The sequence below is a fragment of the Ensifer sp. 22521 genome (genome assembly GCF_052044795.1).
Lineage (GTDB): Bacteria > Pseudomonadota > Alphaproteobacteria > Rhizobiales > Rhizobiaceae > Ensifer.
In genome coordinates this window covers 34,799-59,031 of sequence record NZ_JBQENM010000022.1, presented here as the reverse complement: position 1 = coordinate 59,031, position 24,233 = coordinate 34,799, and the positions used below count along the sequence as shown (strand labels likewise).

General features: G+C 61.4%; 22 protein-coding genes. 13 read left to right on the top strand and 9 right to left on the bottom strand.

Annotated features, from left to right (window positions below; translation table 11 throughout):
* Nucleotides 1-11 precede the first annotated feature (11 nt).
* From nuoE to nuoG, 3 genes are read left to right on the top strand one after another with little or no spacing between them, the layout of a single operon-like run.
* Complete coding sequence (gene nuoE, locus ACTJKE_RS27100) at nt 12-524, top strand: NADH-quinone oxidoreductase subunit NuoE (RefSeq protein WP_113513599.1); 513 nt, start codon at nt 12-14, stop codon at nt 522-524.
* Nucleotides 525-528: 4 nt separating this feature from the next.
* A complete protein-coding gene (gene nuoF, locus ACTJKE_RS27095; protein WP_058327828.1) occupies nt 529-1,794 on the top strand; it encodes an NADH-quinone oxidoreductase subunit NuoF in 1,266 nt (421 codons plus the stop codon).
* A 28-nt stretch (nt 1,795-1,822) separates the two neighbouring features.
* Nucleotides 1,823-4,399, top strand: coding sequence for an NADH-quinone oxidoreductase subunit NuoG (nuoG, locus tag ACTJKE_RS27090; RefSeq protein ID WP_440693012.1), 2,577 nt, complete (start codon nt 1,823-1,825; stop codon nt 4,397-4,399).
* 58 nt (nt 4,400-4,457) lie between these two features.
* Here nuoG and ACTJKE_RS27085 read toward each other — a convergent pair whose 3' ends face one another.
* The 6 genes from ACTJKE_RS27085 to ACTJKE_RS27060 all read right to left on the bottom strand — a co-directional run bounded on the left by ACTJKE_RS27085 (nt 4,458) and on the right by ACTJKE_RS27060 (nt 9,364).
* Entirely contained in the window at nt 4,458-4,898 is a 441-nt protein-coding gene (locus ACTJKE_RS27085; protein WP_058327826.1) for a CBS domain-containing protein, read from the bottom strand.
* 41 nt (nt 4,899-4,939) lie between these two features.
* Complete coding sequence (locus ACTJKE_RS27080; RefSeq protein ID WP_113513605.1) at nt 4,940-5,506, bottom strand: NADH-quinone oxidoreductase subunit I; 567 nt, start codon at nt 5,504-5,506, stop codon at nt 4,940-4,942.
* A 133-nt stretch (nt 5,507-5,639) separates the two neighbouring features.
* Entirely contained in the window at nt 5,640-6,626 is a 987-nt protein-coding gene (gene nuoH / locus ACTJKE_RS27075) for an NADH-quinone oxidoreductase subunit NuoH (RefSeq protein WP_058327824.1), read from the bottom strand.
* 199 nt (nt 6,627-6,825) lie between these two features.
* Nucleotides 6,826-7,866 carry a fatty acid desaturase gene (locus ACTJKE_RS27070; protein WP_058327823.1) on the bottom strand — a complete coding sequence of 347 codons (1,041 nt, stop codon included), beginning with the start codon at nt 7,864-7,866 and terminating at the stop codon, nt 6,826-6,828.
* A 444-nt stretch (nt 7,867-8,310) separates the two neighbouring features.
* Nucleotides 8,311-8,454 carry a hypothetical protein gene (locus ACTJKE_RS27065; RefSeq protein WP_197417305.1) on the bottom strand — a complete coding sequence of 48 codons (144 nt, stop codon included), beginning with the start codon at nt 8,452-8,454 and terminating at the stop codon, nt 8,311-8,313.
* A 472-nt stretch (nt 8,455-8,926) separates the two neighbouring features.
* The gene (locus tag ACTJKE_RS27060) at nt 8,927-9,364 is read right to left on the bottom strand and encodes a VOC family protein (protein WP_113513609.1); all 438 of its coding nucleotides are present in this window, start codon (nt 9,362-9,364) and stop codon (nt 8,927-8,929) included.
* A gap of 250 nt (nt 9,365-9,614) precedes the next feature.
* Between ACTJKE_RS27060 and ACTJKE_RS27055 the strand changes: the two genes are divergently transcribed.
* The 8 genes from ACTJKE_RS27055 (at nt 9,615) to ACTJKE_RS27020 (ending at nt 18,667) form a co-directional block, all read left to right on the top strand.
* Nucleotides 9,615-10,610 (top strand): MsnO8 family LLM class oxidoreductase, encoded by a 996-nt coding sequence (locus tag ACTJKE_RS27055; RefSeq protein WP_440638578.1) that lies wholly within the window; start codon nt 9,615-9,617, stop codon nt 10,608-10,610.
* Nucleotides 10,611-10,631: 21 nt separating this feature from the next.
* Nucleotides 10,632-11,981 (top strand): LLM class flavin-dependent oxidoreductase, encoded by a 1,350-nt coding sequence (locus ACTJKE_RS27050; protein ID WP_440638580.1) that lies wholly within the window; start codon nt 10,632-10,634, stop codon nt 11,979-11,981.
* Nucleotides 11,982-12,003: 22 nt separating this feature from the next.
* Nucleotides 12,004-13,191 carry a M20 aminoacylase family protein gene (locus tag ACTJKE_RS27045; RefSeq protein ID WP_113513690.1) on the top strand — a complete coding sequence of 396 codons (1,188 nt, stop codon included), beginning with the start codon at nt 12,004-12,006 and terminating at the stop codon, nt 13,189-13,191.
* A 21-nt stretch (nt 13,192-13,212) separates the two neighbouring features.
* The gene (locus ACTJKE_RS27040) at nt 13,213-13,764 is read left to right on the top strand and encodes a GNAT family N-acetyltransferase (protein ID WP_113513615.1); all 552 of its coding nucleotides are present in this window, start codon (nt 13,213-13,215) and stop codon (nt 13,762-13,764) included.
* 62 nt (nt 13,765-13,826) lie between these two features.
* The gene (locus ACTJKE_RS27035; RefSeq protein WP_440693010.1) at nt 13,827-15,602 is read left to right on the top strand and encodes an amino acid ABC transporter permease/ATP-binding protein; all 1,776 of its coding nucleotides are present in this window, start codon (nt 13,827-13,829) and stop codon (nt 15,600-15,602) included.
* Between the two features lie 73 nt (nt 15,603-15,675).
* Nucleotides 15,676-16,620: an ABC transporter substrate-binding protein gene (locus ACTJKE_RS27030; protein WP_440693008.1), complete on the top strand. Its 945-nt coding sequence runs from the start codon at nt 15,676-15,678 to the stop codon at nt 16,618-16,620.
* A gap of 68 nt (nt 16,621-16,688) precedes the next feature.
* Nucleotides 16,689-17,624, top strand: coding sequence for an ABC transporter substrate-binding protein (locus ACTJKE_RS27025; protein WP_440661502.1), 936 nt, complete (start codon nt 16,689-16,691; stop codon nt 17,622-17,624).
* Between the two features lie 11 nt (nt 17,625-17,635).
* Nucleotides 17,636-18,667 (top strand): LLM class flavin-dependent oxidoreductase, encoded by a 1,032-nt coding sequence (locus ACTJKE_RS27020; protein ID WP_440661500.1) that lies wholly within the window; start codon nt 17,636-17,638, stop codon nt 18,665-18,667.
* Nucleotides 18,668-19,175: 508 nt separating this feature from the next.
* Here the strand turns inward: ACTJKE_RS27020 and ACTJKE_RS27015 are convergent.
* From ACTJKE_RS27015 to ACTJKE_RS27005, 3 genes are all read right to left on the bottom strand, one after another.
* Nucleotides 19,176-20,141 (bottom strand): magnesium and cobalt transport protein CorA, encoded by a 966-nt coding sequence (locus ACTJKE_RS27015; protein WP_113513623.1) that lies wholly within the window; start codon nt 20,139-20,141, stop codon nt 19,176-19,178.
* 53 nt (nt 20,142-20,194) lie between these two features.
* Nucleotides 20,195-22,093: a potassium transporter Kup gene (locus tag ACTJKE_RS27010; protein WP_440693006.1), complete on the bottom strand. Its 1,899-nt coding sequence runs from the start codon at nt 22,091-22,093 to the stop codon at nt 20,195-20,197.
* Nucleotides 22,094-22,469: 376 nt separating this feature from the next.
* On the bottom strand, nt 22,470-23,399 hold the full coding sequence (locus ACTJKE_RS27005) for a LysR family transcriptional regulator (protein WP_440693004.1): 930 nt from the start codon (nt 23,397-23,399) through the stop codon (nt 22,470-22,472).
* Nucleotides 23,400-23,533: 134 nt separating this feature from the next.
* On the opposite strand from ACTJKE_RS27005, the gene ACTJKE_RS27000 reads away from it, so the two are divergent.
* Nucleotides 23,534-23,764: a hypothetical protein gene (locus ACTJKE_RS27000; RefSeq protein WP_440693002.1), complete on the top strand. Its 231-nt coding sequence runs from the start codon at nt 23,534-23,536 to the stop codon at nt 23,762-23,764.
* A 127-nt stretch (nt 23,765-23,891) separates the two neighbouring features.
* On the top strand, nt 23,892-24,185 hold the full coding sequence (locus ACTJKE_RS26995; protein ID WP_440661495.1) for a DUF1330 domain-containing protein: 294 nt from the start codon (nt 23,892-23,894) through the stop codon (nt 24,183-24,185).
* The last annotated feature ends 48 nt before the right edge of the window (nt 24,186-24,233 follow it).

Genomic DNA, 24,233 nt, shown 5'->3' with positions numbered 1-24,233 from the left:
ACTTGAACGTGATGACGATGCGCGAAAAGATCGAACAGGCGGCGGCGCGGTACCCCGACCAGCGCTCGGCGATCATGCCCGCGCTTCTGATCGCGCAAAGGGAACATGGCCACCTGCCGGGGCCGGTGCTGGAAGAGGTCGCCGAAATCCTTGGCGTCGAGCGGATCTGGGTCTACGAGCTGGCGACCTTCTATACGCTTTTCCATACCGAGCCGGTGGGGACGTTCCATCTACAGCTTTGCGACAACGTCTCCTGCATGCTGCGGCGATCCGAGGAGCTGCTGACGCATCTGGAGAAGGTCCTTAGGGTCAAGAAAGGCGGCACGACCGAGGACGGGCTGTTCACGCTCTCGACCGTCGAATGCCTCGGTGCCTGCGAGATGGCCCCGGTGATGCAGGTCGGCGACGACTATCACGGCAATCTCGACATAGAGCGGATCGATGCGCTCCTCGCCCGGCTCCGCGCGACGGTGCCCGAGACGACCGGCGCCGATCTTGCTGCCGCCGAACCACCGGGGAATTAGCGCCATGTTCGAACCGGTTCTTCTGAAGAACGTGCACGTGCCGGATGGACATCTCCTCTCCACCTATGAGGCCTGCGGCGGTTATCGCGCACTTGCCAAAGCCCTCAAGGAATACACGCCTGACGAGATCATCGATCTCGTCAAGCGATCGAACCTGCGCGGCCGCGGCGGAGCCGGGTTTCCGACCGGCATGAAGTGGAGCTTCGTGCCGAAGCGGGCCGACAAAGCGAAATATCTCTGCTGCAATGCCGACGAAGGGGAGCCTGGCACCTTCAAGGACCGTATCGTTATGGAGCGGGACCCGCACCAACTGATCGAAGGCATGGCGATCAGCGCCTACGCGATCGGGGCCGAGGTCGCCTATGTCTATATTCGCGGAGAGTATGTGCTGGCGATCCGACGGCTGGAACAGGCGATCGCGGAGGCCAAGGCCAAGGGCTATCTGGGAGCGAGGATACTGGGCTCGGATTTCAATTTCGTCGTGCATGTCCATTGCGGCGCCGGCGCTTATATCTGCGGCGAGGAGACCGCGATGCTCGACTCGCTCGAGGGCAAGAGGGCACAGCCGCGCCTGAAGCCGCCATTCCCGGCGGTTGCCGGGCTCTATGCCAGCCCGACCGTCATCAACAATGTCGAGACGCTGGTCTGCGTGCCGCATATCGTGGCTCGGGGCGCCGATTGGTTCCGTAGCATCGGACCGGAGAAGAGCCCCGGACCGAAGCTCTATTGCCTCAGCGGGCAGGTGCGAAAACCCGGGCTTTACGAACTGCCGATGGGAATTCCGCTTCGCGAACTCGTCGAGGACCATGCCGGCGGGCCGCCGGCCGGTCGCAAGGTCAAGGCGGTGATCCCAGGTGGTGTTTCCGCGCCGGTGATCCCTGAGCCGGGTCTCGACATCGCAATGGACTTTGACTCGCTTGCTGCCGCCGGCACGATGCTGGGCTCGGCCGGGGTGATCGTCGTCGACGACACGACCTGCATGGTCAAGGTCGCCACCCGCATCATCGAGTTCTTTCACCACGAGTCCTGTGGCAAGTGCACACCCTGCCGCGAGGGGTTGAACTGGGTGGTGAAAGTGCTGCGCCGGATCGAAGCGGGCGAGGGCGCCCCCGGCGACATGGAGCAGTTGGATATGCTCTGCAAAGGCATTTTCGGCAATACGTTTTGTGCTTTGGGTGACGGCGCGGCGATGGGATTGCGGGCTTCGCTGGCGCATTTCCGCGAGGAGTTCGTCGCCCATATCGAGGAGCGGAAGTGTCCGTTCCACTGAGGAGCGGTCTAGCGCGGGCGAGTAGGCCATGGTTAGCGTTACGATCAATGGGCAAACACTGGAAGTCGAGGCTGGCTCGACTGTGTTGCAGGCCGCCCAGCGATTGGGCATCGAAATTCCGACCTTCTGCTACCTGAAGCGGCTGCCGCCGCTTGCCTCCTGCCGCATGTGTCTCATCGAGATCGAGGGGCTGCGGCGGCTACAGCCGTCCTGCGCCACAGCCGTCACTGAAGGCATGGTCGTGCGAACGGACACGCCGCTGATTGATGAAACGCGTTCTTCCATGCTGGACATGCTGCTCGCTAACCACCCGCTCGACTGTCCGATCTGCGACAAGGGTGGCGAATGTGAGCTTCAGGACATGGTGATGGCCTATGGTCCGGGGAGAAGCCGCTTTCATGATCCCAAGCGCGTGTTCCATTCTCGCGATATTCGCCTCAGTCCCGTCGTCATCATGAACGTCAACCGCTGTATCCAGTGCCAGCGCTGCGTGCGGATGTGCGAGGAGGTCGTCGGCGCGGTCGCCCTCGGCACCGTCGAGAAGGGCATGGACACGGCCGTCACCGGCTTTGAGGGCAGTCTCGCCAGTTGCGACCAATGCGGCAACTGCATCGAAGTCTGTCCGGTCGGCGCGCTGATGAGTTTCCCCTATCGCTACAAGGCGCGGCCCTGGGACCTCGCCGAGGTCGACACGATCTGCCCGCATTGTGGCACCGGATGTCAGCTGACGGTCGGCGCGCGCAAGGGCGAGTTCATGCGGGTCCGATCCAAGGAGGAACACGGCGTCAACCGCGAAACGCTATGCGCACGAGGCCGGTTCGGCCTTGACTTCATCGAAGGACACGACCGGATCAAACGACCTATGATCCGGCGCGATGGCGCGCTGGTTCCGGTTTCCTGGGACGAAGCGGGAGACTATCTACGCCGGCGGCTGGCGGCGGTCGAAAGCAAGGCTTCTGGCGGCGTTGTCTCGCCGCGCCTGCCCAACGAGGTGCTCTATCAGTTCCAGAAGCTGATGCGTACGGTCTTCCGGACCAACAACATCGACTGCTCGTCGCGCTGGTCTACGCCCTTCGATGCGCTCGCCCCTTTGATGGCGAGCTACTCGCGTGCGCCGCTGCAGGAGGTGATCGGCGTCGACCGCGTGCTTGTCATCGGGGGCAACGTGACCGAGGAGAACCCGGTTACGGAATATCTGCTGCGGGATGCCGCCCGGCGGCGCGGCACCCAACTGCTCATGCTCACAACGCGGCCCTCCCGTCTCGACGCCGATGCGGAGGCTGTGGTTCGCGTACCGCCCGGTGGCGAGGCAACGAGCCTTGCGTCCGTTGTCGCTGCACTTGCGGTGGCAGCCGGCGAGAAACTGTCGAGTGACGTTCTTGCCGAGATCGGAGTAACAATCGGCCGCAAGGCGGCTCCCAATGGCGGCGACGGACCGGATCGTCTGGCCGCTGCGCTCAACGAAGACGGCACCGTCACCGTGCTCGTCGGTGTCGACCTCCTGAGATCGTCCGAAGCGCGGGTGGTGTTGCACCAGCTCAACAACCTCTTGCAACTGCTCCGCCTCCTCGGCAAGACCCCAGCATTGCAGATCCTTTTCGACCGCGCCAACCAGATGGGCGCGTGGGATATGGGGGCTTTGGCGGGCGCCTTCCCGGGCCTGCAGGCGGTCGCCAACGATACGGTGCACAGCGCTTTTGCCCGGAACTGGGGCACCGAAATCCCTCACGAGCCTGGTTCTGATCTCGACGCGATGCTGGATCTGTGCGACGCTGGGCAGATGGGCGCCCTCTATCTTGTCGGAACCGACCCGCTGATCGCCTATCCGGACAGGGTGTTCGTAGCGCGGGCCCTTGGCGCCGCTGATCTGCTGATCGTGCAGGACAGTTTCCTTACGGAGACGGCCGCACTGGCCGAGGTCGTTTTGCCAGCGGCGGGCTACGGTGAAGAGCCCGGCAGCTTTACCAACAACGAAGGTCGCATCCAGCAGGTCCGCAAGTTCCGGGAACCGGTCTTCGAGGCGCGGGGCAATCTCGCTATCTTCGATTTTGTCGCAGCACTGCGCGGCCAAACATTGCAGCATTCGACACACGTCGAGATTTTCGATGAGATCGCCCGGCTGCTTCCGACCTATCAGGCGTTGACTTGGGCCGGGCTTGGCGCCGACGGTGCCTTCACCAAGGCGAGCCCGACGCCCCCCTTGGGCGCTTTTCACGCACCGCCGGCTGTTTCGCGGGCGAGCGACGGGCTCATGCTCGTCACTGGCAACTGTTTGTTCCACAATGGCTATCTTTCGGAGCGCTCGGAGATTCTGAACACGGTCGCCAACGACCCCTATGTCGCGATGAGCGCTGAGGATGCTGCGCAACTCGGCCTTGCGGATGGTGATCAGGTTGTCGCTCGTTCAACCCGTGGCGAACTAACGGCGCAGCTCAAGGTCGAGAAACCGTTTCCCAAAGGTCTCGTCTTTATTCCGGAAAACTATCGGTCTCTTCGCCTCAACAGCTTGATGAAGAGGGGTGAATACCCGTGTCCGGTCGAGGTTCAAAAGGTGCAAGCCGCCCACGAAATCAAGGGCACGAACCGGATCTGGCGTGGAGCGTGAGGTTGGGTGCGAGGCGCCGTACCCTGCATTCTCGCCATTCGGCCGGCACGAAACCTCATCAGTGGTAACCGGCCCCTGCAATGTATTCGTGCAGGTGCCGCTCCGTGCGCTGCGCTTCGTCAAGCCGATGCTTGACCACATCGCCGATGCTGACGACGCCCACAATGGCCTCCTCCTCCATGACCAGTACGTGACGTGTCCGTCTCTGGGTCATGATCGACATCACCAGGGGTAGCCCATCGACAGCCGAGCAAATCGCCACATTGCGGTTCATAATATCGGCGACCGGCATCAGCGCCGCCTCTGGCCCGTATTCCGCAAGTGCGTTGCAGCAGTCCCGTTCCGACAGCGTGCCCAGATACCTTCCGGGCGCGTGGCTGACGACCACGAAGCCGATATTGTTGTCACGAAAGAGCCGCAGGATCTCCACCATCGTCTGGTCGGGAGCGACCGCGATCACTCCGGAGCCCTTGTCTTTCACGATTTCACCGACAAGCATCTGAGCCTCCTATCTGCGCGCGCCGGTTTCATCGTTACTCCTCACGTTCGCCGGATGTTGCGCCACCAGTTATAGCCATGCGGCTCGCTCGTCTCGACCAGCACGTCCTGTTCTGTGTTCAGGCGTGCGGCGACGACGCCACCGCCGGTCATTGCCTTTCCAGGTTTGCCAAGCAGATCGTCACGTCCGATCACCAGGTCACGTGACGAGAAACTCGAGAACTCATACTGCTGGCCAAGTGCGATGGCGTCCGCAGGGCAGGCGTCCTCGCACAGGCCGCAGAACAGGCACCGGGCCGTATCGATCTCGAATTTTGCTGGGTGGCGGTTGCCCTTCTCGTCCTCATAAGGAACGACTTCGATGCAATCGCAGGGGCAGATGCGAGCGCAGAGTTCGCACGCGACGCATTTGATTTCGCCCTCTTCGTCCCGTTTCAGGAAGTGATGCCCGCGATAGCGCGAGTAGGGGAGCCATTTCTCCTTGTCCGGATACTGCATGGTCACCGGCTTGGAGAACATATAGCCAAATGTCAGCGTAAAGGCGCTTGCCAGATCGGCAAAAAGCGCCCAGCCGATCCATGTTCCAGCTCTGTCGACTACGCGTGACATCTTCGCGCCCGTTCTACAGCGGCGTGCGTCTATTCCGACGCAGGAGGGCCGCTGTAGTCCCTTCGATCGCTGCACGTACCTTCCTCAGATCACCACCGATCTAGGAACGCACGCGGAGGAGCCGCCATGGCCCCTAAGTGAAAGCAATACCAGTGATAATTATGTTCGCCATCGACAAAGGAAGCAAGACCTTCCATCCGATCGCCATCAGTTGGTCATAGCGATAGCGAGGCAAAGTGAAGCGGAACCACATAAAAACATAAATGAAGAATGCCACCTTGAGCGCAAACCAGAGAAGCGGTGGCAGCGGAAGCAGAACACCGTTCCAGCCGCCGAAAAACAGGATGACGGAGAGGACCGATACCAAGAGCACGATGACGTATTCGCTGACCATGAAGAGCGCGAAGCGGATACCGCTGTACTCGGTATGGAACCCGGCGCCGAGATCCCCTTCCGCTTCGGCCAGGTCGAAGGGAATGCGCTGCGCTTCGGCCAAGCCCGCGACGAAGAAGACGAAGAACCCGATCGGCTGATAGACGATATTCCAGAGATCGCTCTGGGCGCGCACGATGTCCACGAGGCTCATCGACTGTGCCAGCATGACGACGCCGATGACCGCGAAACCCATAGGGATTTCGTAGCTGATCATCTGCGCGCAGGTCCTGAGACTGCCTAGAACCGCGTATTTGCTGTTGGCGGCCCAGCCGCCGAAGATGACGCCATAGACCTCCAGGCCAATCACTGCAAAGACGAAAAGCAGTGCCACGTTCAGGTTGGAAACGTAGAGCGTTATCTCGGCATTGAGCACTGAAACTGTCTCCCCGAAGGGGATCGCGACGAATACGACAAAGGGCGGAGCGAGCGCCAGGATCGGCGCCAGCTTAAACAGGAAGCGGTCAGCTTCTGCAGGGATGTGGTCTTCTTTCGTCAGAAGCTTGATACCGTCCGCCACGGGCTGCAGCAGCCCGTGCCACCCCACGCGCATGGGACCCATCCGTTGCTGCATATGGCCGGCAATCTTGCGTTCCAGCCAGGTCAGCGGCAAAGGCAGCAGAAGCAGCATTGCGATCAGCAACGCGATCTTGATGGCGATCACGCCAAGAGCGAAGAGAAGGTCCATGTTCCGCGGCCAACTAGTCAACAGGCTGAAACACGACTGCACTTGGCCGAGCTTACCCGTTGAGCGCTTCGGTACTCCGATTTCTCGATTCTCTCACGAAACGGCGGCTGTGGACAAGCTGCTGCTTCCGGCGAATGCCAAGATCATCGCGGGGTCCTTGGCGTATGACCAACACCCCGACGAAGCCGGAACCCACCTGTTAAGGGCGAATGGCCTCATTGGCGGCATCGCGGAATGAGACGAGTCTCTGGCGTCCGTCATCCCACAAGACGAGCCTGACGCAGCGCAAGCTTTCCCAAAGAGTGATGCGGCCGATATCCGCGAGTTGGGGGTGGTCGCGCAGAACTTCCGGCAATCTGTAGTAAGGGATCCTGCTCGACAGGTGATGCACGTGATGAATGCCGATATTGCCGGTCAGCCATCTCAGCACCAGCGGCAGGTCATAGTGGGATGCGCCGTGGAGGGCTGCCTGGGGAAACTGCCAATCCTCGCCGGCCGACCAGTGCGTCTCCTCAAACTGGTGCTGCACGTAGAAGAGCCAGATGCCGGCGGCGCCGGCCAGGAGCACGATCGGCAGATGGATCACGAGGAAAGGCAGGAGCCCAACCATCCAAGCCACCAAGGCGGCGCACACCAGGATCGCAGCGTTCGTCGCCATGGTGGAGACCCAGGGCAGCGCACCTCCCTTCATCATCCCGAAAGGCACACGCTGCTTAAGGAGAAAGAGCCAGGCAGGGCCGATGCCGAACATCACGAGCGGGTGCCGGTACAGGCGATAGCCCAGGCGTTTCATGGGTGAAAGTGCACGGTATTCCGAGATCGTGAGCGTGGTGATGTCGCCGGTACCCCGCTCGTCCAAATTGCCAGCCGAGGCGTGATGAGCGGCGTGTGCCCGGCGCCAGTAATCGTAAGGCGTCAACGTAAGCACGCCGATGACACGACCTGTCCAATCGTCAGGGCCGCGGCGGGCGAAGAACGAACCGTGGCCGCAATCGTGCTGGATCATGAAAAGGCGTAGGAGAAAGGCTGCGCCCGGAATGATTGCGATCAGTCCGTACCAGAACCCATAAGCGAGGGAAAAATAGGCGATGGCCCAGAAGCCGGCGAACGGCACGACTGTGACAAGAAGCTCCAAGGCGCTGCGCCCAATTCGGGGCTGACGGTATTTGGCGAGGATCTTCAACCACGCTCGGGCATCATTTTCTACAAGTGATGCCGGTGAGTAGACATGTGTGTTCATCAAAACTGGTCCGTATTTCCTCGCCTCGCAAATAACCAGCCAGGCCTATGGCTTGCGCCGGAGTCTCAAGCGCAATGGTGGAGAGTGTCAGGCCCGACGAGGCATGCACGCCGCATAACGGCGATCGCGCTCGGCCTCGTCGGTCAAAATGTCGTCATGGGTGCGCTTCTGGTGGCAAGGTGAATGTCGCGGGAGGGTGCCATATCTTGGCAGCATTGAACCTTCGGGCGCTGCGTGCGGGAACCTATCCTACGAAGTGGACGCGCAATGCAATAGCGTTGACCGCAATTATCTCCTGCAGGGCCGCGTTCGAAAAGCTTGCAAATGGGGGTCGCCTCACACCCGAACGAGTCGTGCCCGATCAGGTAGCCGAATAAGCTGATAAACCTCGGCGTCGTCAGCCGAGGCAGAGGCGGCATGCAAGTCGCCTCTGCTCCACTAGAGCTATTTCTGCTTCTTGCCTACGCTGGGCGCGCTCGTGGCGAACTTGACCTGATTGCCCTGCGCGGCGGCGGCGGCCGGTGCCACGGACTTGTCCTTTTTCGGCTTTCGAACTTCGCGATTGCTTCTTACCTGGCCTTTGGCCATCTGATCCTCCTGGGTTTTCGGTTGATTGTGGGTTGCAGAATTTCAATGCTGCGACATGACCGTGCCTTTGTGTCCACTCAGCAAGGACGGAACGTTCCGCCACGGAGGCAGGAAAGCCTGGGGCCTCGTGCTGCCGAACTGAACCGCTTGATACGGAATGCGGCCGTAGTTTCACCTTTACAAATTTGCTGAAGGCGACCGCGCTCGCGGTATCCAAACCCGCTGACATTGACGAGATTACGCGCGGTACTGTGAAGGTGAAGCTCGGAAGACACGCGGTCCTCCTTTCGTTGGGGCCAGGACACTAACGCCCCGAAGCAGCAGCGCCCTGAAAATGGCTACTGAAGAAGAGTAGCATGTGCTATTTGAAGGTCGTACGCAATGGCCGTTGTTCTCTCTTTGAACTGGCGGGTCGGCCCCAGACGCGCCCGCTGACATTGCTCACTTTTTACCATTTGTCTTCGTATTGCGCTCAGCTGAGTTCTTGGGCGAGTCCGATGAGAAGCCCTTCAGGTCCACGGATGTAGCAGAGCCGATACGCATCCTTGTACTGGACTACTTCGCCTACGAGCTGCGCGCCGCGCTTAAATAGCCTTTCAAGCGTCTCGTCGATGTCGTCCACGGCGAACATGACGCGGAGGTAGCCCAGGGCGTTGACCGGGGCGTTCCGGTGATCTGCGACCACAAGTGGCGTGAGGAAGCGGGAGAGCTCGAGCCGGCTGTGGCCGTCCGGTGTGCGCATCATGGCAATCTCGACACGCTGATCACCCAATCCAGTGACGCGTCCGGCCCATTCTCCTTCGATCGTTGCCTGGCCTTCGAGCTCGAGGCCGAGTTCGCGAAAGAAATCAATCGTCGCTGCCATGTCTTCGACGACGATTCCTACGTTGTCCATCCGCTTGAGCGCCATGTTTCCAATCTCCAGGGTGGCGTTCCAATCTACTAGGTGTCGCCTAGTCGAACAACGGACGCTTGAATGCTCCGAACTTCGGCAGTCATCCAGGCCCGATCCACGATTGGAGAAAGTCACCTCTCGGGACGTCAGCGAAAGCGGCAACTATTCTTGTTTTGGGCAGCGAAAGAGAACGTCATTCCTATAATCTATAAAAATTATGTATTTAATAATGTTACATTATCAACCGTGGTGGAACTCGGAGCCCATGTCCTATCTGATGAGCCTTCTCGACAAGAGTCCCGTCGATCCGGGAAAGACGGCGACGGAAGCCCTTCACGCAACGGCCAGTCTTGCTGCGAAGGCGGAGGAGTGGGGTTATCACCGCTTCTGGGTTGCGGAGCACCATAACATGTCGGGCCTTGCGAGCTCGGCGCCGGAAACCTTGATCTCTTATCTGCTGGCGAAGACGTCGAAGATCCGCATCGGTTCAGGCGGCGTTATGCTGCAACACTACAGTGCCTATAAGGTCGCCGAGACCTTCAATCTTCTCGCCAGCCTCGCCCCGTCGCGTGTCGATCTCGGTGTGGGCAAGGCGCCTGGCGGTTTTCCATTTTCCACCAAGGCACTGCAAGTAGGGGTCGACCCGGCTTTGCGGCCAAGTTTTGGCGAGCAACTGGCCGATCTCAATCGCTATCTGCTTTCGCAGGCTGGACCGGGAGCCGAGTTGCTGGCGACACCACTGCCGCCTGCTGCGCCGGAACGTTTCCTGCTGGGGGCAAGCGTCGACAGCGCACTGCTTGCCGCGGAAAAAGGCTGGAAGCTCGTCTTTGCCGGCCATCTCAACGGCGATCCCGCCAATCTTGAAAAGACCTTCGATGCCTATGAGCGCGCCACGGGCGGTGAACTGCCGCTGCTGGCTCTGGCGGCCCTTGCGGCCGACAGCGAAGAACGGGCGCGCGAACGGGTCGCTGACCTGAAGATCTTCAAGGTGCTCTTCGGCAATGGCCAGAGCGTCAATGTCGGCAGTAAGGAGCAGGCAGCCGAATACGCCCGCCAGGCCGGCGTCACCGACTACCGTGTTGAGGAGAAGACCCCAAGCATTCTCCATGGCACGCCGCGGAAGGTGCGCCGGGAGCTCGACGACTTGCATCGTCGCTACGGCGTCCAGGAATTCATCATCGATACGCCTTCGGTTGCTGCTTCCGAACGCTTCGCCTCGATCGAACTCATTGCACGAGAACGACTGTCTCTCGCCGCCTGATCATTCCGGGAAGGATCTGTCATGACCAAGAAGAATGTGACTTTCGGCATCATGCTGCAGGGACCGGGCGGGCACATGAACGCCTGGAAGCACCCAAGCGGACCGGCCGACGCCAGCGTCAATTTCGGCTTTTTCGTCGAAACGGCGCGCAAGGCCGAAGCGGCCGGCATTGCCTTCGCCTTCGTCGCCGACGGCCTCTACATCAACGAACAGTCGATCCCGCATTTCCTCAACCGTTTTGAGCCGCTGACGATCCTGTCGGCACTCGCCGCCTCGACCTCGAAGATCGGTCTCGTCGGCACGGTCTCTACCTCCTACAGCGACCCGTTCACGGTGGCTCGCCAGTTCGCATCGCTCGACCTCATCAGTGGCGGCCGCGCCGGCTGGAATGCGGTGACCTCGCCGCTTGAAGGGTCCGGCCGAAACTACGGGCGCGAACATCCAGAGCACGAGCTGCGCTACGAGATCGCCGACGAATATCTCGACGCCATCAAGGGGCTCTGGGACAGTTGGGACGACGACGCCTTCGTGCGCGATCGGGCAGCCGGCGTCTATGTGGACAAGACAAAGCTTCGCCGGCTCAACCACAAGGGGCGGTTCTTCCGGATCGAGGGGCCGCTCAATATCGAACGCTCCAGACAGGGACAGCCAGTGGTGTTCCAGGCGGGAGCCTCCGATTCCGGTATTCGGCTTGCCGGCAAGCACGCCGATGCGGTGTTCACCAACGGCGGCCCGATCGAGGACGCGAAGGCCTTCTACAAGCAGGTCAAGCAGAGTGCGGTGGCTCAAGGGCGCAGCACCTCCGAGATAGGCATCTTCCCGGGTATCGGCCCAATCGTCGGGGCGACTGCCGAGGAAGCCGAGGCGAAGTACCGTGCCATTCGCGATCTGGTGACGATCGAGGAGGCGTTGCTCTATCTCGGTCGCTTCTTCGATCATCATGACTTTAGCGCCTATCCGCTGGACGCACCGTTCCCGGATATCGGCGACATCGGCAAGAACAGTTTCCGGGCAACGACTGACCGCATCAAGAAGACGGCGCGCGAAACCGGGGCGACCCTGCGCGAGATCGCACTCGATGTCGCAACGCCCAGGACCGCCTTCATAGGCACGGCTGAGCATATCGCCGACGAGATCATCCGCTGGATCGAAGAAGATGCGGCCGACGGCTTCATTCTCGGCTTCCCGGTTATCGCCGAAGGCCTCGCCGATTTCGCCGAACATGTGCTGCCGCTGCTCGAGCGCCGCGGCTACTTCAAGCGCGAGCTCGTGGGCGAGACGCTGCGCGATCATCTGGGGCTCCCCTATCGCGAAAGCCGCTACGCCGCGCCGACACCGGATGCCGAACGGGGAAGGGCCATCGGAGCCTGACGGCTTCGGCGGGGCTGCGCTCATGAACCTCATTCTCACCGACACCCAGCGATCCTCCGCGGTCGAGCGTGGCCTCGGCGCCTTTCTCGATGAGATCGTCGCGATCCGGCGCGACCTGCACCAGCATCCGGAGCTTGCCTTTCAGGAGAAACGCACCAGCGCCCTTGTCGGCGATCTGCTCGCCGCCTGGGGCTATGAGGTGAGCCGCGGCATTGCCGGCACTGGGATCGTCGCGACGCTGCAGCGCGGACAAGGCGAGAAGGCGATCGGCCTTCGCGCCGATATGGACGCACTGCCGATCGAGGAGGCGACCGGGCTTGCCTATGCCAGCCGCCACAAGGGCGTCATGCACGCTTGCGGTCATGACGGGCACACGGCGATCCTGCTCGCCGCCGCGCGCTTTCTGGCGGCCGAGGGCCGTTTCGACGGCACGCTGCGGCTGATCTTCCAGCCGGCCGAGGAAATCGGCGCTGGCGCCCGCAAGATGCTGTCGGAGGGGCTGTTCGAGCGTTTTCCTGTCGATGCTGTCTTCGGCCTGCACAATTGGCCCGGCGTGCCCACCGGCCGCTTCGGCTTCGTTGCCGGCGCTGCCATGGCCTCCGTCGATCAGGCGAATATCACGGTCGTCGGCAAAGGCGGGCATGGTGCCGAGCCACATCTGACGGTTGATCCGGTGTTGGCGACAGCGTCGCTGATCACGGCGCTTCAGAGCCTGGTTTCGCGCAATGTCGACCCGCAGGACATGGCTGTCGTCACCGTCGGATCCATTCATGGTGGCCAGGCGTCGAACGTCATTCCCGGGAGCGTTTCCTTGAGGCTGACCTTGCGTGCCTTCAATGGCAAGGTTCGCCGCTTGCTCGGCGAGCGTGTTCAGGCGCTGGCGTGGGCGCAGGCCGAAAGCTTTGGCGCGACAGCGGAGGTTGACTACAGGCTGGGCTTCCCGGCGCTCGTAAACCATCGGCGCGAAACGGATTTCGCCCGAAACGTGGTGCTTAAGGCGCTTGGCCCCGACGCGGTCATAACCGACTTCAAGCCGCGCACCGCCAGTGAAGACTTCGCGTTCTTCCTGGAGGAGAAGGCGGGCAACTACGCCTTCGTCGGCAACGGCGACAGCGCGCCTCTTCACAGCGCCGAATACGATTTCAACGACGCGATCATCGCACCCGCCGCCCGCTACTGGGTCCGGCTAGTGGAAACCTTCCTCGCATGACGACCATGGGATGGCAAAGACATGAGCGACACGTTTCTCTACACCACGCCCCTCGACCCGCGCGCCAAGCCGCTGATCGACGAACTGATCGTGGAATATGACAGCCGCTACGGCAACTACTTCAGCGAAGAGGGGGCGGCAGCCGAAATGAACCGCTATCCGGCGGAGGCCTTCGCCCCGCCGCACGGCAATTTCGTACTGCTGATCCGCGACGGCGAAACCGTCGGCGGGGGCGCCTTCAAGCACTATGACGACCACACCGCCGAGTTCAAGCGCATCTGGACCCGGTCCGATCTGCGGCGCCAAGGCCTGGCGCGCAAGGTGCTCTTCGAGCTCGAGGCACAGGCGGCGCGGCAAGGCTATTCGCGCATCTATCTGACGACCGGATTTCGCCAACCCGAAGCGGTCGGCCTCTATCTCGCCAACGGCTATACCGCGCTCTTTGACGTCGATGCCGATCCGGAGGTCTACAAGACGCTGCCTTTCGAGAAGGACGTCACGCACCTCGTCACGACGCTTGCGTTTCTCGGCGAAGTGCCGCCCTCCCATCCCCAGGCCGCAAGCCACGCCTGACGCTGACCGGCCGCGCCGCGCGCGAGCCCGGTACCCAACCGATTTCCAGGAGAGGAACCATCATGGCAGTTGTGACCGACGTTGCCGGTATTCCCGCACCCAGATCAACCAGCGAGCCGAACCCTGGCTACGCCCACTACCGCATCGTGCCGGCACGCCATCCAGGCCGCGCGCTCGGCACGCTGTTTGCAGCACTTGTCATTGCGGGAGTGCTCTATTCGGTGCTGACCAACCCGCGTTGGGGCTGGCCGGTTTTTGCCGAATGGTTCTTCGCCGAGCCGGTACTCGCAGGTCTCGGCCGGACCTTGCTGTTGACGGCGCTCGCCACCGTCTCGGGCTCGTTGCTCGGAACAGCGTTGGCTCTCGCCCGCGTGTCGAAATCGCCGCTGCTTGCCAGCCTCTCCTTCGGCTATATCTGGCTGCTGCGTTCCATCCCGCTGATCGTTCTGCTGCTGGTGCTCAACAATCTCGGCTACCTCTACGAGACGATCGCGATCGGCGTGCCCTTCACCGATACCGTCTGGCTGAACTATCCGACGACCCAGCTGCTGACGCCGTTTGCCGCCGCTTTCCTCGGCCTCACCCTCAATCAGTCCGCCTTCTTCGCCGAGATCGTGCGCGGCGGCATCCTCGCCGTCGATCAGGGACAACACGAGGCGGCCGCGGCGCTGGGCCTGCCGCGCCGCCGCCAGGCCTTCCGCATCGTGCTGCCGCAGGCCATGCGCTCGATCCTGCCCACCGGCTTCAACGAGATCATCGGCCTCGCCAAGGGCACCTCGATGGTCTACGTGCTGGCGCTTCCCGAACTCTTCTACACGGTGCAGGTCATCTATCGCCGCAATCTTGAGGTCATTCCGCTCCTGATGGTCGCGACCGTCTGGTACCTGGTGATCATGACCGGACTTTCGATCGTCCAGCACTATATCGAGCGATACTATTCGAGAGGTGCGGTGCGTAATCCTGTGCCGCTGCCGTTTCAGGCGCTCATTTCGCGCTTTCGCCGACCACTGACGGAGGTCGCACGCCCCGCTGAAGCGGCCGCCAAGACCGGCTTTCGCGATGCGCAGGTTCTCCGCTCGGGCGGTACCGTGCACGTGCACGGCATATCGAAGAGCTTCGGGCCGCTGAAGGTGCTAGACCGGGTCGAGCTGAACCTGCCGGCGGGCAGCGTCACTGCGATCCTCGGGCCGTCCGGTTCGGGCAAGTCCACGCTACTGCGCGCCATCAATCATCTCGAGCGCGTCGACGACGGTTTCATCGCGATCGATGACGAGCTTGTCGGCTACAGCCAGAAGGGCGACACGCTCTACGAACTGAAGGAAACGGAGATCCTGAAGCGGCGTGCCGACATCGGCATGGTGTTCCAGAACTTCAATCTTTTCCCCCACCTGACCGTGCTCGAAAACCTGATCGAGGCGCCCATTCACGTGCGCGGTCTAAGCCGGGATGACGCGGTGCGCCTCGCTCGGGATCTGCTGGAACGCGTCGGCTTGAGCGACAAGATCAACGCCTATCCGCGTCAGCTCTCCGGCGGACAGCAGCAGCGCGTCGCGATTGCCCGTGCGCTGGCGCTCCGCCCGAAGGTGCTGCTCTTCGACGAGCCGACCTCGGCGCTTGATCCGGAACTCGTCGGCGAAGTGCTCGACGTCATCAAGGAACTGGCACGCACCGGCACGACGCTTGTCATCGTCACTCATGAAACCGGTTTTGCCCGTGAGGTCGCCGACACTGTCGTGTTCATGGAGGCGGGGCGTGTGCTTGAGGCCGGACCGCCGGCTCAGATCTTTGCCGACGCCAAACATCCGCGCACCCGCGAGTTCCTGGCGCGCGTTCTCTGAAAAAAGCTCTCCGCCATTCCCCATGGCGAAGCTTCACCACCATCGGCAACCAATGATTGAAATGGAGAGGATCATGACAATACTCGACACTGCAAAGTTGCTTCTAGCCGGTGCCGTCACGGCCGTTGCCCTCGGCTTGGACCCCGTCCAGGCCCAGGATAAATTCGACCTCAGCCCCGACACCTCCAACCGCATCCGTGCGGAGAAGAACGAGGCGGCGGTCAAGGCGATCGCTCCCAACTTCACGTTCGTCAACCCCGGCAAATTTACCGTTGCCGTCAATCCCTGGGATCCGCCGATTGCCACTTACGCATCGGACTCCAAGACGGTTGTCGGCGCCGATCCGGATATCGCTTCGCTGCTCGCCGACAGCTTCGGTCTTGAGCTTGAACTCGTGCCCGTCGCCTGGGCGGATTGGCCGCTCGGCGTCAGCTCCGGCAAGTACGACGCGGTGATCAGCAACGTCACGGTGACCGAGGAGCGCAAGGAGAAGTTTGATTTCTCCACCTATCGCAAGGACGTGCTCGGCTTCTTCGTCAAGTCCGACAGCAAGATCACTGAGATCAAGGAACCGAAGGACGTCGCCGGGTTGAAGGTGATCACTGGGGCCGGCACCAACCAGGAAAAGATCATTCTGGAATGGGACCGGCAGAACGTTGCCGCCGGGCTGAAGCCGATCGAGGTACAATACTACGACGATCGCGCCGCCAGCGACCTCGCCTTGCAGTCGGGCCGCGCCGACGTCGAGTTCAACCCGAATGCCACCAGAGCCTATGCCGCGTCGATCAAGGACGACACCAAGGTTGTCGGCATCGCCAGCGGCGGCTGGCCGCTGACGGCCGAGATTGCTGTGACAACCCGCAAGGGCGGCGGCCTGGCCGACGCGATTACAGTCGCGCTCAACGATCTAATCAAGAGCGGCAAATATGGCGAGGTGCTGAAGCGCTGGAGCCTGGGTGCCGAGGCGGTCGACAAGGCCCAGACCAACCCGCCTGGCCTGCCGAAGAGCGGTTCCTGATCTGGCCTCGCTGGATCGACGGCGCCGCCGCCGGTCCAGCTTCTGCATTTCACCCGGAGACTAACAGCATGAACGGCACGACCCGATATCGTACTCTTCTCGCCGCCGCCGCGGCGGCCCTTCTTCATCTCGGCTCGGCGCAGGCCGACACTGGCTTTGATCTCAGCCCCGAACAGCCCGGCCGCGTCCATGCCGTTCGCAACGAAACTGCAGTCGCGGCCATCCCCGCGGATTTCGAGTTCGTGACACCGGGCAAGTTCACGGTGGCCGTCAGTCCGGGGGGACCACCGCTGGCCACCTACGCTACCGACGCCCGCACGGTGATTGGCGCCGATCCGGAATATGCCGGCGCGATCGCCAACAGCCTGGGTCTCGAGCTTGAGCTCGTGCCCACCGCCTGGATCGACTGGCCGCTGGGACTGACGTCCGGCAAGTACGATGCCGTGATCTCCAATGTCGGGGTCACCGAGCAGCGCAAGGAGAAGTTCGACTTCTCGACCTATCGGCAGGGGCTGCACGGCTTCTTCGTCAAATCCGATAGCGGCATCACTTCGATCGAGGAACCGAAGGATGCGGCGGGTCTCAGGATCATCGTCGGCGCCGGCACCAACCAGGAGCGTATCCTCCTCAAATGGAGCGACGAGAACGTCGCAGCGGGGCTGAAGCCGCTGGAACTGCAATATTACGACGACGAGGCGACGAGCCTCGTGGCGCTCGCTTCCGGGCGTGCCGACGTCATCGTCCAGCCGCATGCGCAGCTCGTCTTCATCGCCGCGCGAGACAACAACATCAAGCGTGTCGGTACGCTGAGCGCCGGCTGGCCGGAGCGTTCGGACGTGGCGATCACAACGCGCAAGGGCAGTGGGCTCGCCAACGCTCTGACGATCGCCACCAACGGTCTGATTGCGGATGGCACCTATGGCAAGGTTCTGGAACGCTGGCACCTCCAGGAGGAGGCTTTGCCGAAGTCCGAAACCAACCCGCCCGGTCTTCCGAAATTCTAAGGAGCCTTGGCGTGACGCGGAACAAGATATCGATCAGCCATATTGGCTTCCTGAGCCCGGGCAACTACCCGGCGGAGGACCCGTTGGATGGGCTGGAGAAGACCTTGGCGTTGCTGCAGTATGGCGAGGCGCTCGGTTTTGCCAGCGCCTGGGTGCGCCAGCGACACCTCGAACCCGGGATATCGTCGGCCGCCGCCTTTCTCGCGGCGGCGACCCAAAGGACAAGCCGCATCGAGCTTGGCACTGCCGTCATCCCGATTGGCTATGAAAGCCCGTACCGGCTGGCAGAAGATCTCTCGACCGTCGATGTGCTCTCACGCGGTCGTCTGAACATCGGCCTCAGCGCCGGACGTCCGCTGCATGCCGATCTTATCGGCCGCCTTGTCTTCGACGATGGCTGGGAACGTTTCGACTTCACCCACGCACGCGTGCTGCGCTTTGTCGAAAATCTACGCAGTCGCCCGATCGGCGATGAAAACACCTTCATCAAGACGCCGTTTGGCCCGCAGCGCCCCCGGCTCCAGCCCCATGCCAGGGGAGTGACGGACCGGATCTGGTACGGCGGCGGCTCGTTGAAATCTGCCGGATGGGCAGGGCGCAGTGATCTCAATCTCCTGATCGGCAATGTTACGACCGGGGAAGGCACCGACGATTTCTTCCTCGCGCAGCAGCGCCAGCTCGAGACCTATCGTGCGGCGGGCGGTACGGAGAGGAGGGTCGCGCTTGGCCGGGTCATTGTTCCGCTGGATGGTGCCGACGCGAGAACGCGCAAGCGCTATCTCGACTACGCGGCCGGACGCACCGAGCGAACGCTGGCGCCGCAGGGCGATCGGCGCACGCTTTACGCCCGCGACCTCGTCGGTAGTTCGGATGAAATCCTTGAACGGTTGTTTGCAGACCCGATCCTGCCGCATGTCCGCGAACTCAGGCTCGAGCTCCCTTACGAGTTCGAGGACGAGGACTACCGCCAGATCGTCCATGACTTTGTTGCTCGCATTGCTCCGCAGCTCGGGTGGCAGCCCGCCGACCAGAAAGCGGCCTAGAAACAAGGGGCCTCCGAGATGAGGCCTCGCAAACAGGAACATATGAGTGCCAAAGACGATCGACTACTTCTTCTCCAATGGCTCGCTGTGGTCGTATATCGGATTCGACACCTCGTCGGCCACGCAAGGACTATAGCCGCGAAATCGTAATGGCGAGAAATACAAAGGCCTCAGTCACGATAACCTCCGGGCGCTTGCCGCGCTCTTCGACGTTCATGCGGTCGTTATTCTCGTTGCGGAGGATAAGGCGGCTTTCTTCGAGAGCGTTGGGGACATTTCGCTGTAGGAGGCAGAGTTCGACGCGGCGCTGTCGTCAGCGGCTCCGGGAACCGTTCAACTTGCCGAGGTCTATCCGGAGTCGCGTTTTGACTTTTGGCCTGTTGCAACGGCGTCCGGTCACCGCGCCGTGATTGGGCTCGCCTTCGATCTCGACCGGCGCCCCGACATACCGGAGACATTGATCGATCAGTAGCATCTTGGCGTTGGTACTCGATCGCCAACAGACTTCCTAAAGCCAGCCAGACCTTTTGAAACGCCAGTACAGGATGGCGCAAAGCGTGACGATAACGCCGAGGACGGCAAAGTAGCCGTAGCGCGTCGCAAGCTCGGGCATGTTTTCGAAGTTCATCCCGTAGATGCCGGCGATGGCTGTCGGCACGGCGAGGATTGCCGCCCAGGCCGCAAGCTGCCGAGTAATGGTGCCCTGGCGCTGCTGCTCCAAGAGATTGGAGGCCTCGAACACGGACGTCATCACCTCGCGAAGGCCGCCGACCGACCCCTCAACGCGCCTCACATGGTCATACACATCTTTGAAGAAGGGTTTCGCATTGTCGTCGATGCAGGGGAGTTCGAGGTGGCTGAGCTTTCCCGCCACTTCCCCCATGGGTCCGAGAACTCGCTGAAAGCGGATCACTTGGCGACGCATGCGGAAGATGCGCCGGATTTGCTCGGGCTGCAGCAGCGACACGAGCACGTGTTTCTCGAGCTCCAAAACTTTGTCCTCGAGTGTCTCGACCACCGGCAAGTAGCCGTCGACAACGAAGTCAATGATGCCGTGAAGGACGTAGTCGGGACCGTGTTCAAGTAGCCGTGGGGACTGCTCGAGTTGCAGGCGCAGTTCCTTGTGGGAGCGGGCTGAACCATGGCGAACCGAAATCAGGTGGTGCTTCCCGACAAAGATGCAGGTTTCGCCGTAGGCAATCTTGTCACCCTCCAGATGCGCCGTCTTGGCGACGACAAACAACTGGTCTCCGTAGATGTCCACTTTCGGCACTTGATTGCCATTGAGGGCGTCCTCAACCGCCAAAGGATGAAGGCCGAACATTGCCTGAAGGCTCGCCATTTCGTCTGTGGAGGGATCCGTCAGCCCAATCCACGCAAATTCGCCGTCTGGCGCCTCGAATGGCTGGGCAGCAAGGGGCACTTCTTCGGCGCGCTTGCCCAAACGATACAGATAGGAGGCGACGACTGTCATTTGAGCTTTCCGAAATTGCGTTGGTCACGCGTTCAACGTCTGAGCGGAGACGACTAAATCGTGACCTGCTCGCCGATCTCGACGACGCGATTGGCGGGCAGCTTGAAGTATGACGACGGATCAATGCCGAGCCCCGCGAGCGCGATGTAGAGCTTGTCCTGCCAGCCCGGCAGACCGGAGTTTGGATCACTGATAAGGGTCCTGCGCCCCAGATAGAACGACGTCTGCATGATCTCGAACTTGAACCCTGCCTTCTTGCAGAGCGAGAGCGATTTCGAGACGTTCGGCTCGTCCATGAAGCCAAAGCAAAGTTCGAGCCTTGCAAACCGGTCCGAAAGTTCCGTCAACGTAACGCGCTCTTTCTCCGCGACATACGGGTGCTCGGACGTCCGGACGGTCAGAATGACGTTTTGCTCGTGAAGGACGTGATTGTGCTTGATGTTGTGAAGGAGGACGGCGGGAGTCTTGTCGCCCACGCTTGTCAGAAAGACGGCGGTTCCTCGAACCGTCTGGGGCGCATGGGTCGATTTCTCGATGGAACGGATAAATGTCTCCAGTGGGACGTCGTTTCGCGCGGTCTTCTCGCGCAGCATTTGTGACCCGCGTGTCCAGGTCCACATCACGATCATGATGGACAATGCCAGCGCCACCGGTACCCAGCCACCATCATGGATCTTCAGCAAGTTGGCCAGCAGGAAGACGGTCTCGATGACAAGCAAGGGCGCAAGCAGCAATGCTGCGACAACCGTGGAGTAGCCCCAGACGGAGCGAAGGAACTGGAATGCCATCAGCGTGGTGACGACCATCGCGCCGGTGACCGAGATCCCGTAGGCGGTGGCAAGGGACTCCGAGTCGCCGAACGAGAAGATGAGCACGATGACGCCAACAAACAGGAGCACGTTTACGGCAGGCACATAAATCTGCCCGGTGTTGGTCTCGGAGGTGAACTTGATCAGAAGTCGAGGGAGGAAGCCCAAATGAACCGCCTGCCGTGCGAGCGAGAACGCCCCCGTGATGACCGCCTGGCTGGCAATGATTGTGGCCATGGTGGCGAGGATGACCATCGGCAGCAGAGCCCAGTCCGGATAGAGAAGGTAAAAAGGATTGTGCACCGCCTCGGGGTGACTGAGTACGAGCGCGCCCTGTCCGAGGTAGTTCACCGCCAATGCGGGGAACACAAGCACAAACCATGCGGTGCTGATCGGCTTGCGCCCGAAGTGACCGAGATCCGCGTATAGGGCTTCTGCTCCCGTGACCGTCAGGAAGACGGCGCCGAGTACGATCAGGCCTGCCCAGCCCGCGTGGGTGATGAACCAAAAGGCATTGATCGGGTTGAGAGCCTGCAGGATCGTCCAGTCATCGCCGATATGGATGAGACCGCCCCAGGCCATCGCGAGGAACCATACCACCGTGATCGGCCCGAAGAACTTTGCGACCGCTTGAGTACCCTTTGACTGGACCGCGAAGAGCGCGACCATGACGGCCGCGGCCAGAGGGAGTACGTAGTCGTCAAAGGTGGGTGTGACGAGCTTCATACCCTCAAGCGCCGACATGACCGAAAGGGCAGGGGTAATCATGGCGTCGCCGATGAAAAGTGCGGCCCCGATCAAGCCGGCGAAGAACAATACCGGCATGAAGCTGCCCGTCTTCTTCATCAGAAGCGCGAGAAGCGACAAGGTTCCGCCTTCCCCGTCGTTGTCGGCGCGAAGCAGGAAGAGCACGTATTTGAATGTGACGATAATTGTCAGCGTCCAGACCATCAGTGAAATGAGGCCGATAACCTTGTCTGCTTGCACGCCTTCATTCAAAAAGGGACGAAGTGCCTCCCGAAAGGCGTAGAGCGGGCTCGTACCGATGTCGCCATAGACCACGCCAACGCAGCCAATAAGGAGAACAAGAAAGCTTCGCATCTCCGTTTGAGGTTCGAAAGCTTCGCTATGCGAGGTGGGCATGAGGTCTCCTGGATCGAACCGCTAAAAACGGTCCCAGTATATGGTGCATTGCGAAAGGTGAGGCAAATACGGATTTGCGAGTTTCCCGCCTGGTACGCCTCAGGTCGTCACCCAGATCCGTCTCATGCGCGGGAATTTGCGCCGCTGCTCGCCGTGTGGAACGAGTGGAGTGGTCCGATGCTTCCGGGTGCCATAGCGACATGCCGAGAGCGGCGATCGCAAGATCCGGGACCGCGTTCGGCAAACGCAACAGCACGGCCAATCCGGCGACTATCGCTTCCTCCGGCCGCAGGGATTTCAGCAAGGCTTCGCGTTGGCCGGCGTAGACCCGCTTCGCCCGCCTGGCAATTGCCGATCTTGCTGGAAACCGGATGGCTCATGCCAAGGGCGTAGGACTTGTTTTGGTCATAAGGCGTTCGCGTCTGAAACGCTGGACGTGGTCGACCAGGGCGCGCAACTTGGGCGCCATATTGTGCCGGCTGGGGAAATAGAGAAAAAAACCCGGGAAGGGCGGCAGATAGTCTTCCAGGATTGAAACCAACTCGCCTCGTTCGAGATAGGGGCGAAAGGTCTCCTCCAGCGCGAATGTAATGCCGCCGCCGGCCAGCGCCGCCCGTATCATAAGGCGCAGGTCATTCGTGGTGATCTGGGGTTCGACCGAAACGTCGAAGGCTTCGCCTTCCTGGGCGAATTCCCACCGGTAGGGAGCCGTGTCCGGTGACGGACGCCATCCGATGCAGCGATGATGGATCAGGTCCCTCGGATGTGTCGGAAACCCGTGGGCTTCGAAATAGGCGGGGGTCGCCACGACGACTTCCTTTTGTTCGCCCGACAGTGGAACGGCCACCATATCCTGCTCGATGACATCCCCCAGCCGCACCCCTGCATCGAAGCCGCCGGCGACGATATCGAACGTATCGTCCGTCACCGTCACGTCGACGATGATATTGGGGTAGGCCTCGGCAAAGGAGGCGACAAGAGGCCCGGAGAGAAAATCTTCGGCAATCGAGGTCACCGCGATGCGAAGCACACCGTGCGGGTTGGCGTTACCGCCAACATCTTCGAGCGCAGACAGGACGTCGGCCATCGGACGCGAAAGCGTATCGCGCAGGCGCTCACCCGCTTCGGTGAGCCGGACGCTGCGCGTGGTGCGGGTGACGAGCGCTATCCCGCAGCCGTCTTCCAGCCGCCGGATGCCCTGGCTGACGGCCGAGCGAGTGACGCCGAGGCGGGCGGCGGCGGCCGCGAAATTCGCCTCCTCGGCCACCGCGAGGAATAGTGGCAGCAGGTTCAGATCCAGATTCATTGTCGCACCATACTAACCAATCTGATTAGTTATAAGGGGATACCGACGACAATCAACCGCATCTATCCTTCCTTCATCTCACGGCGCAGGCGGCGAGTGGGGTCGAAACGGCACCCGCGATGAAAGGAAGTACGATGACCTCTTTGAAGATCATGTTTGCCACCGGGGCAATCGTCGGCGCACTTGCCGGCCAGGTTGCCGCATGCCCGCAGGATGGCCGCAAAGCGTCCCTTGGTGCTTCCCGGAAAGAAATCGTCGAAACGCTTTTCAACGTCATTCCCCATGCCGGTTATCCGCTGGAGGAAAAAGCTCTGCTGATCGCGCAGGAGCGCATGTCCAATCGCAGACAGGCGCCTGCGGCATAGCCAGAGAAGCGCCTTGCGCAAGATCCCGACGGCTCGCGCAAGCCGGCAAGAGAGTTCTGCCGGTGGTGGGCCCAGGTTCAGTCGACCCTTCCGGATTGGATGAGACCGCAGCAAACAGGAGCCACCCATGTCAGCCTACCTCGTTGTCGATCTCGACATTCAAGATCATGATGCGATTGCCGATTACCGTTCCAAGGCACTGCCGCTCGTCGCCGAGGCCGGCGGCCGGCTCATTGCCCTTGATGATGCCCCGCTCCAGCTCGAAGGCTGGGAGGCGAGCAACATGCTGATCATCGAATTCCCCGACATGCAGGCGATCCGCGATCTTTTCGCCTCGTCGGCCTATGCGCCTCTCGCAAGACAAAGACAGTCTGCGGCGGGCTCGCGGATCATCGCCCTGCGCGGCTTCGTGCCGGCGTGACGGTCGTTGATGAGAAGCCGCAACATGACCATCACACCTCAAGAAAGG

Coding starts and splice junctions, on each gene's coding strand:
- nuoE (WP_113513599.1), top strand. CDS start 12: ATGACGATGCGCGAAAAGATCGAACAGGCGGCGGCGCGGTACCCCGAC.
- nuoF (WP_058327828.1), top strand. CDS start 529: ATGTTCGAACCGGTTCTTCTGAAGAACGTGCACGTGCCGGATGGACAT.
- nuoG (WP_440693012.1), top strand. CDS start 1,823: ATGGTTAGCGTTACGATCAATGGGCAAACACTGGAAGTCGAGGCTGGC.
- ACTJKE_RS27085 (WP_058327826.1), bottom strand. CDS start 4,898: ATGCTTGTCGGTGAAATCGTGAAAGACAAGGGCTCCGGAGTGATCGCG.
- ACTJKE_RS27080 (WP_113513605.1), bottom strand. CDS start 5,506: ATGTCACGCGTAGTCGACAGAGCTGGAACATGGATCGGCTGGGCGCTT.
- nuoH (WP_058327824.1), bottom strand. CDS start 6,626: ATGGACCTTCTCTTCGCTCTTGGCGTGATCGCCATCAAGATCGCGTTG.
- ACTJKE_RS27070 (WP_058327823.1), bottom strand. CDS start 7,866: ATGAACACACATGTCTACTCACCGGCATCACTTGTAGAAAATGATGCC.
- ACTJKE_RS27065 (WP_197417305.1), bottom strand. CDS start 8,454: ATGGCCAAAGGCCAGGTAAGAAGCAATCGCGAAGTTCGAAAGCCGAAA.
- ACTJKE_RS27060 (WP_113513609.1), bottom strand. CDS start 9,364: ATGGCGCTCAAGCGGATGGACAACGTAGGAATCGTCGTCGAAGACATG.
- ACTJKE_RS27055 (WP_440638578.1), top strand. CDS start 9,615: ATGTCCTATCTGATGAGCCTTCTCGACAAGAGTCCCGTCGATCCGGGA.
- ACTJKE_RS27050 (WP_440638580.1), top strand. CDS start 10,632: ATGACCAAGAAGAATGTGACTTTCGGCATCATGCTGCAGGGACCGGGC.
- ACTJKE_RS27045 (WP_113513690.1), top strand. CDS start 12,004: ATGAACCTCATTCTCACCGACACCCAGCGATCCTCCGCGGTCGAGCGT.
- ACTJKE_RS27040 (WP_113513615.1), top strand. CDS start 13,213: ATGAGCGACACGTTTCTCTACACCACGCCCCTCGACCCGCGCGCCAAG.
- ACTJKE_RS27035 (WP_440693010.1), top strand. CDS start 13,827: ATGGCAGTTGTGACCGACGTTGCCGGTATTCCCGCACCCAGATCAACC.
- ACTJKE_RS27030 (WP_440693008.1), top strand. CDS start 15,676: ATGACAATACTCGACACTGCAAAGTTGCTTCTAGCCGGTGCCGTCACG.
- ACTJKE_RS27025 (WP_440661502.1), top strand. CDS start 16,689: ATGAACGGCACGACCCGATATCGTACTCTTCTCGCCGCCGCCGCGGCG.
- ACTJKE_RS27015 (WP_113513623.1), bottom strand. CDS start 20,141: ATGACAGTCGTCGCCTCCTATCTGTATCGTTTGGGCAAGCGCGCCGAA.
- ACTJKE_RS27010 (WP_440693006.1), bottom strand. CDS start 22,093: ATGCCCACCTCGCATAGCGAAGCTTTCGAACCTCAAACGGAGATGCGA.
- ACTJKE_RS27005 (WP_440693004.1), bottom strand. CDS start 23,399: ATGAATCTGGATCTGAACCTGCTGCCACTATTCCTCGCGGTGGCCGAG.
- ACTJKE_RS27000 (WP_440693002.1), top strand. CDS start 23,534: ATGACCTCTTTGAAGATCATGTTTGCCACCGGGGCAATCGTCGGCGCA.
- ACTJKE_RS26995 (WP_440661495.1), top strand. CDS start 23,892: ATGTCAGCCTACCTCGTTGTCGATCTCGACATTCAAGATCATGATGCG.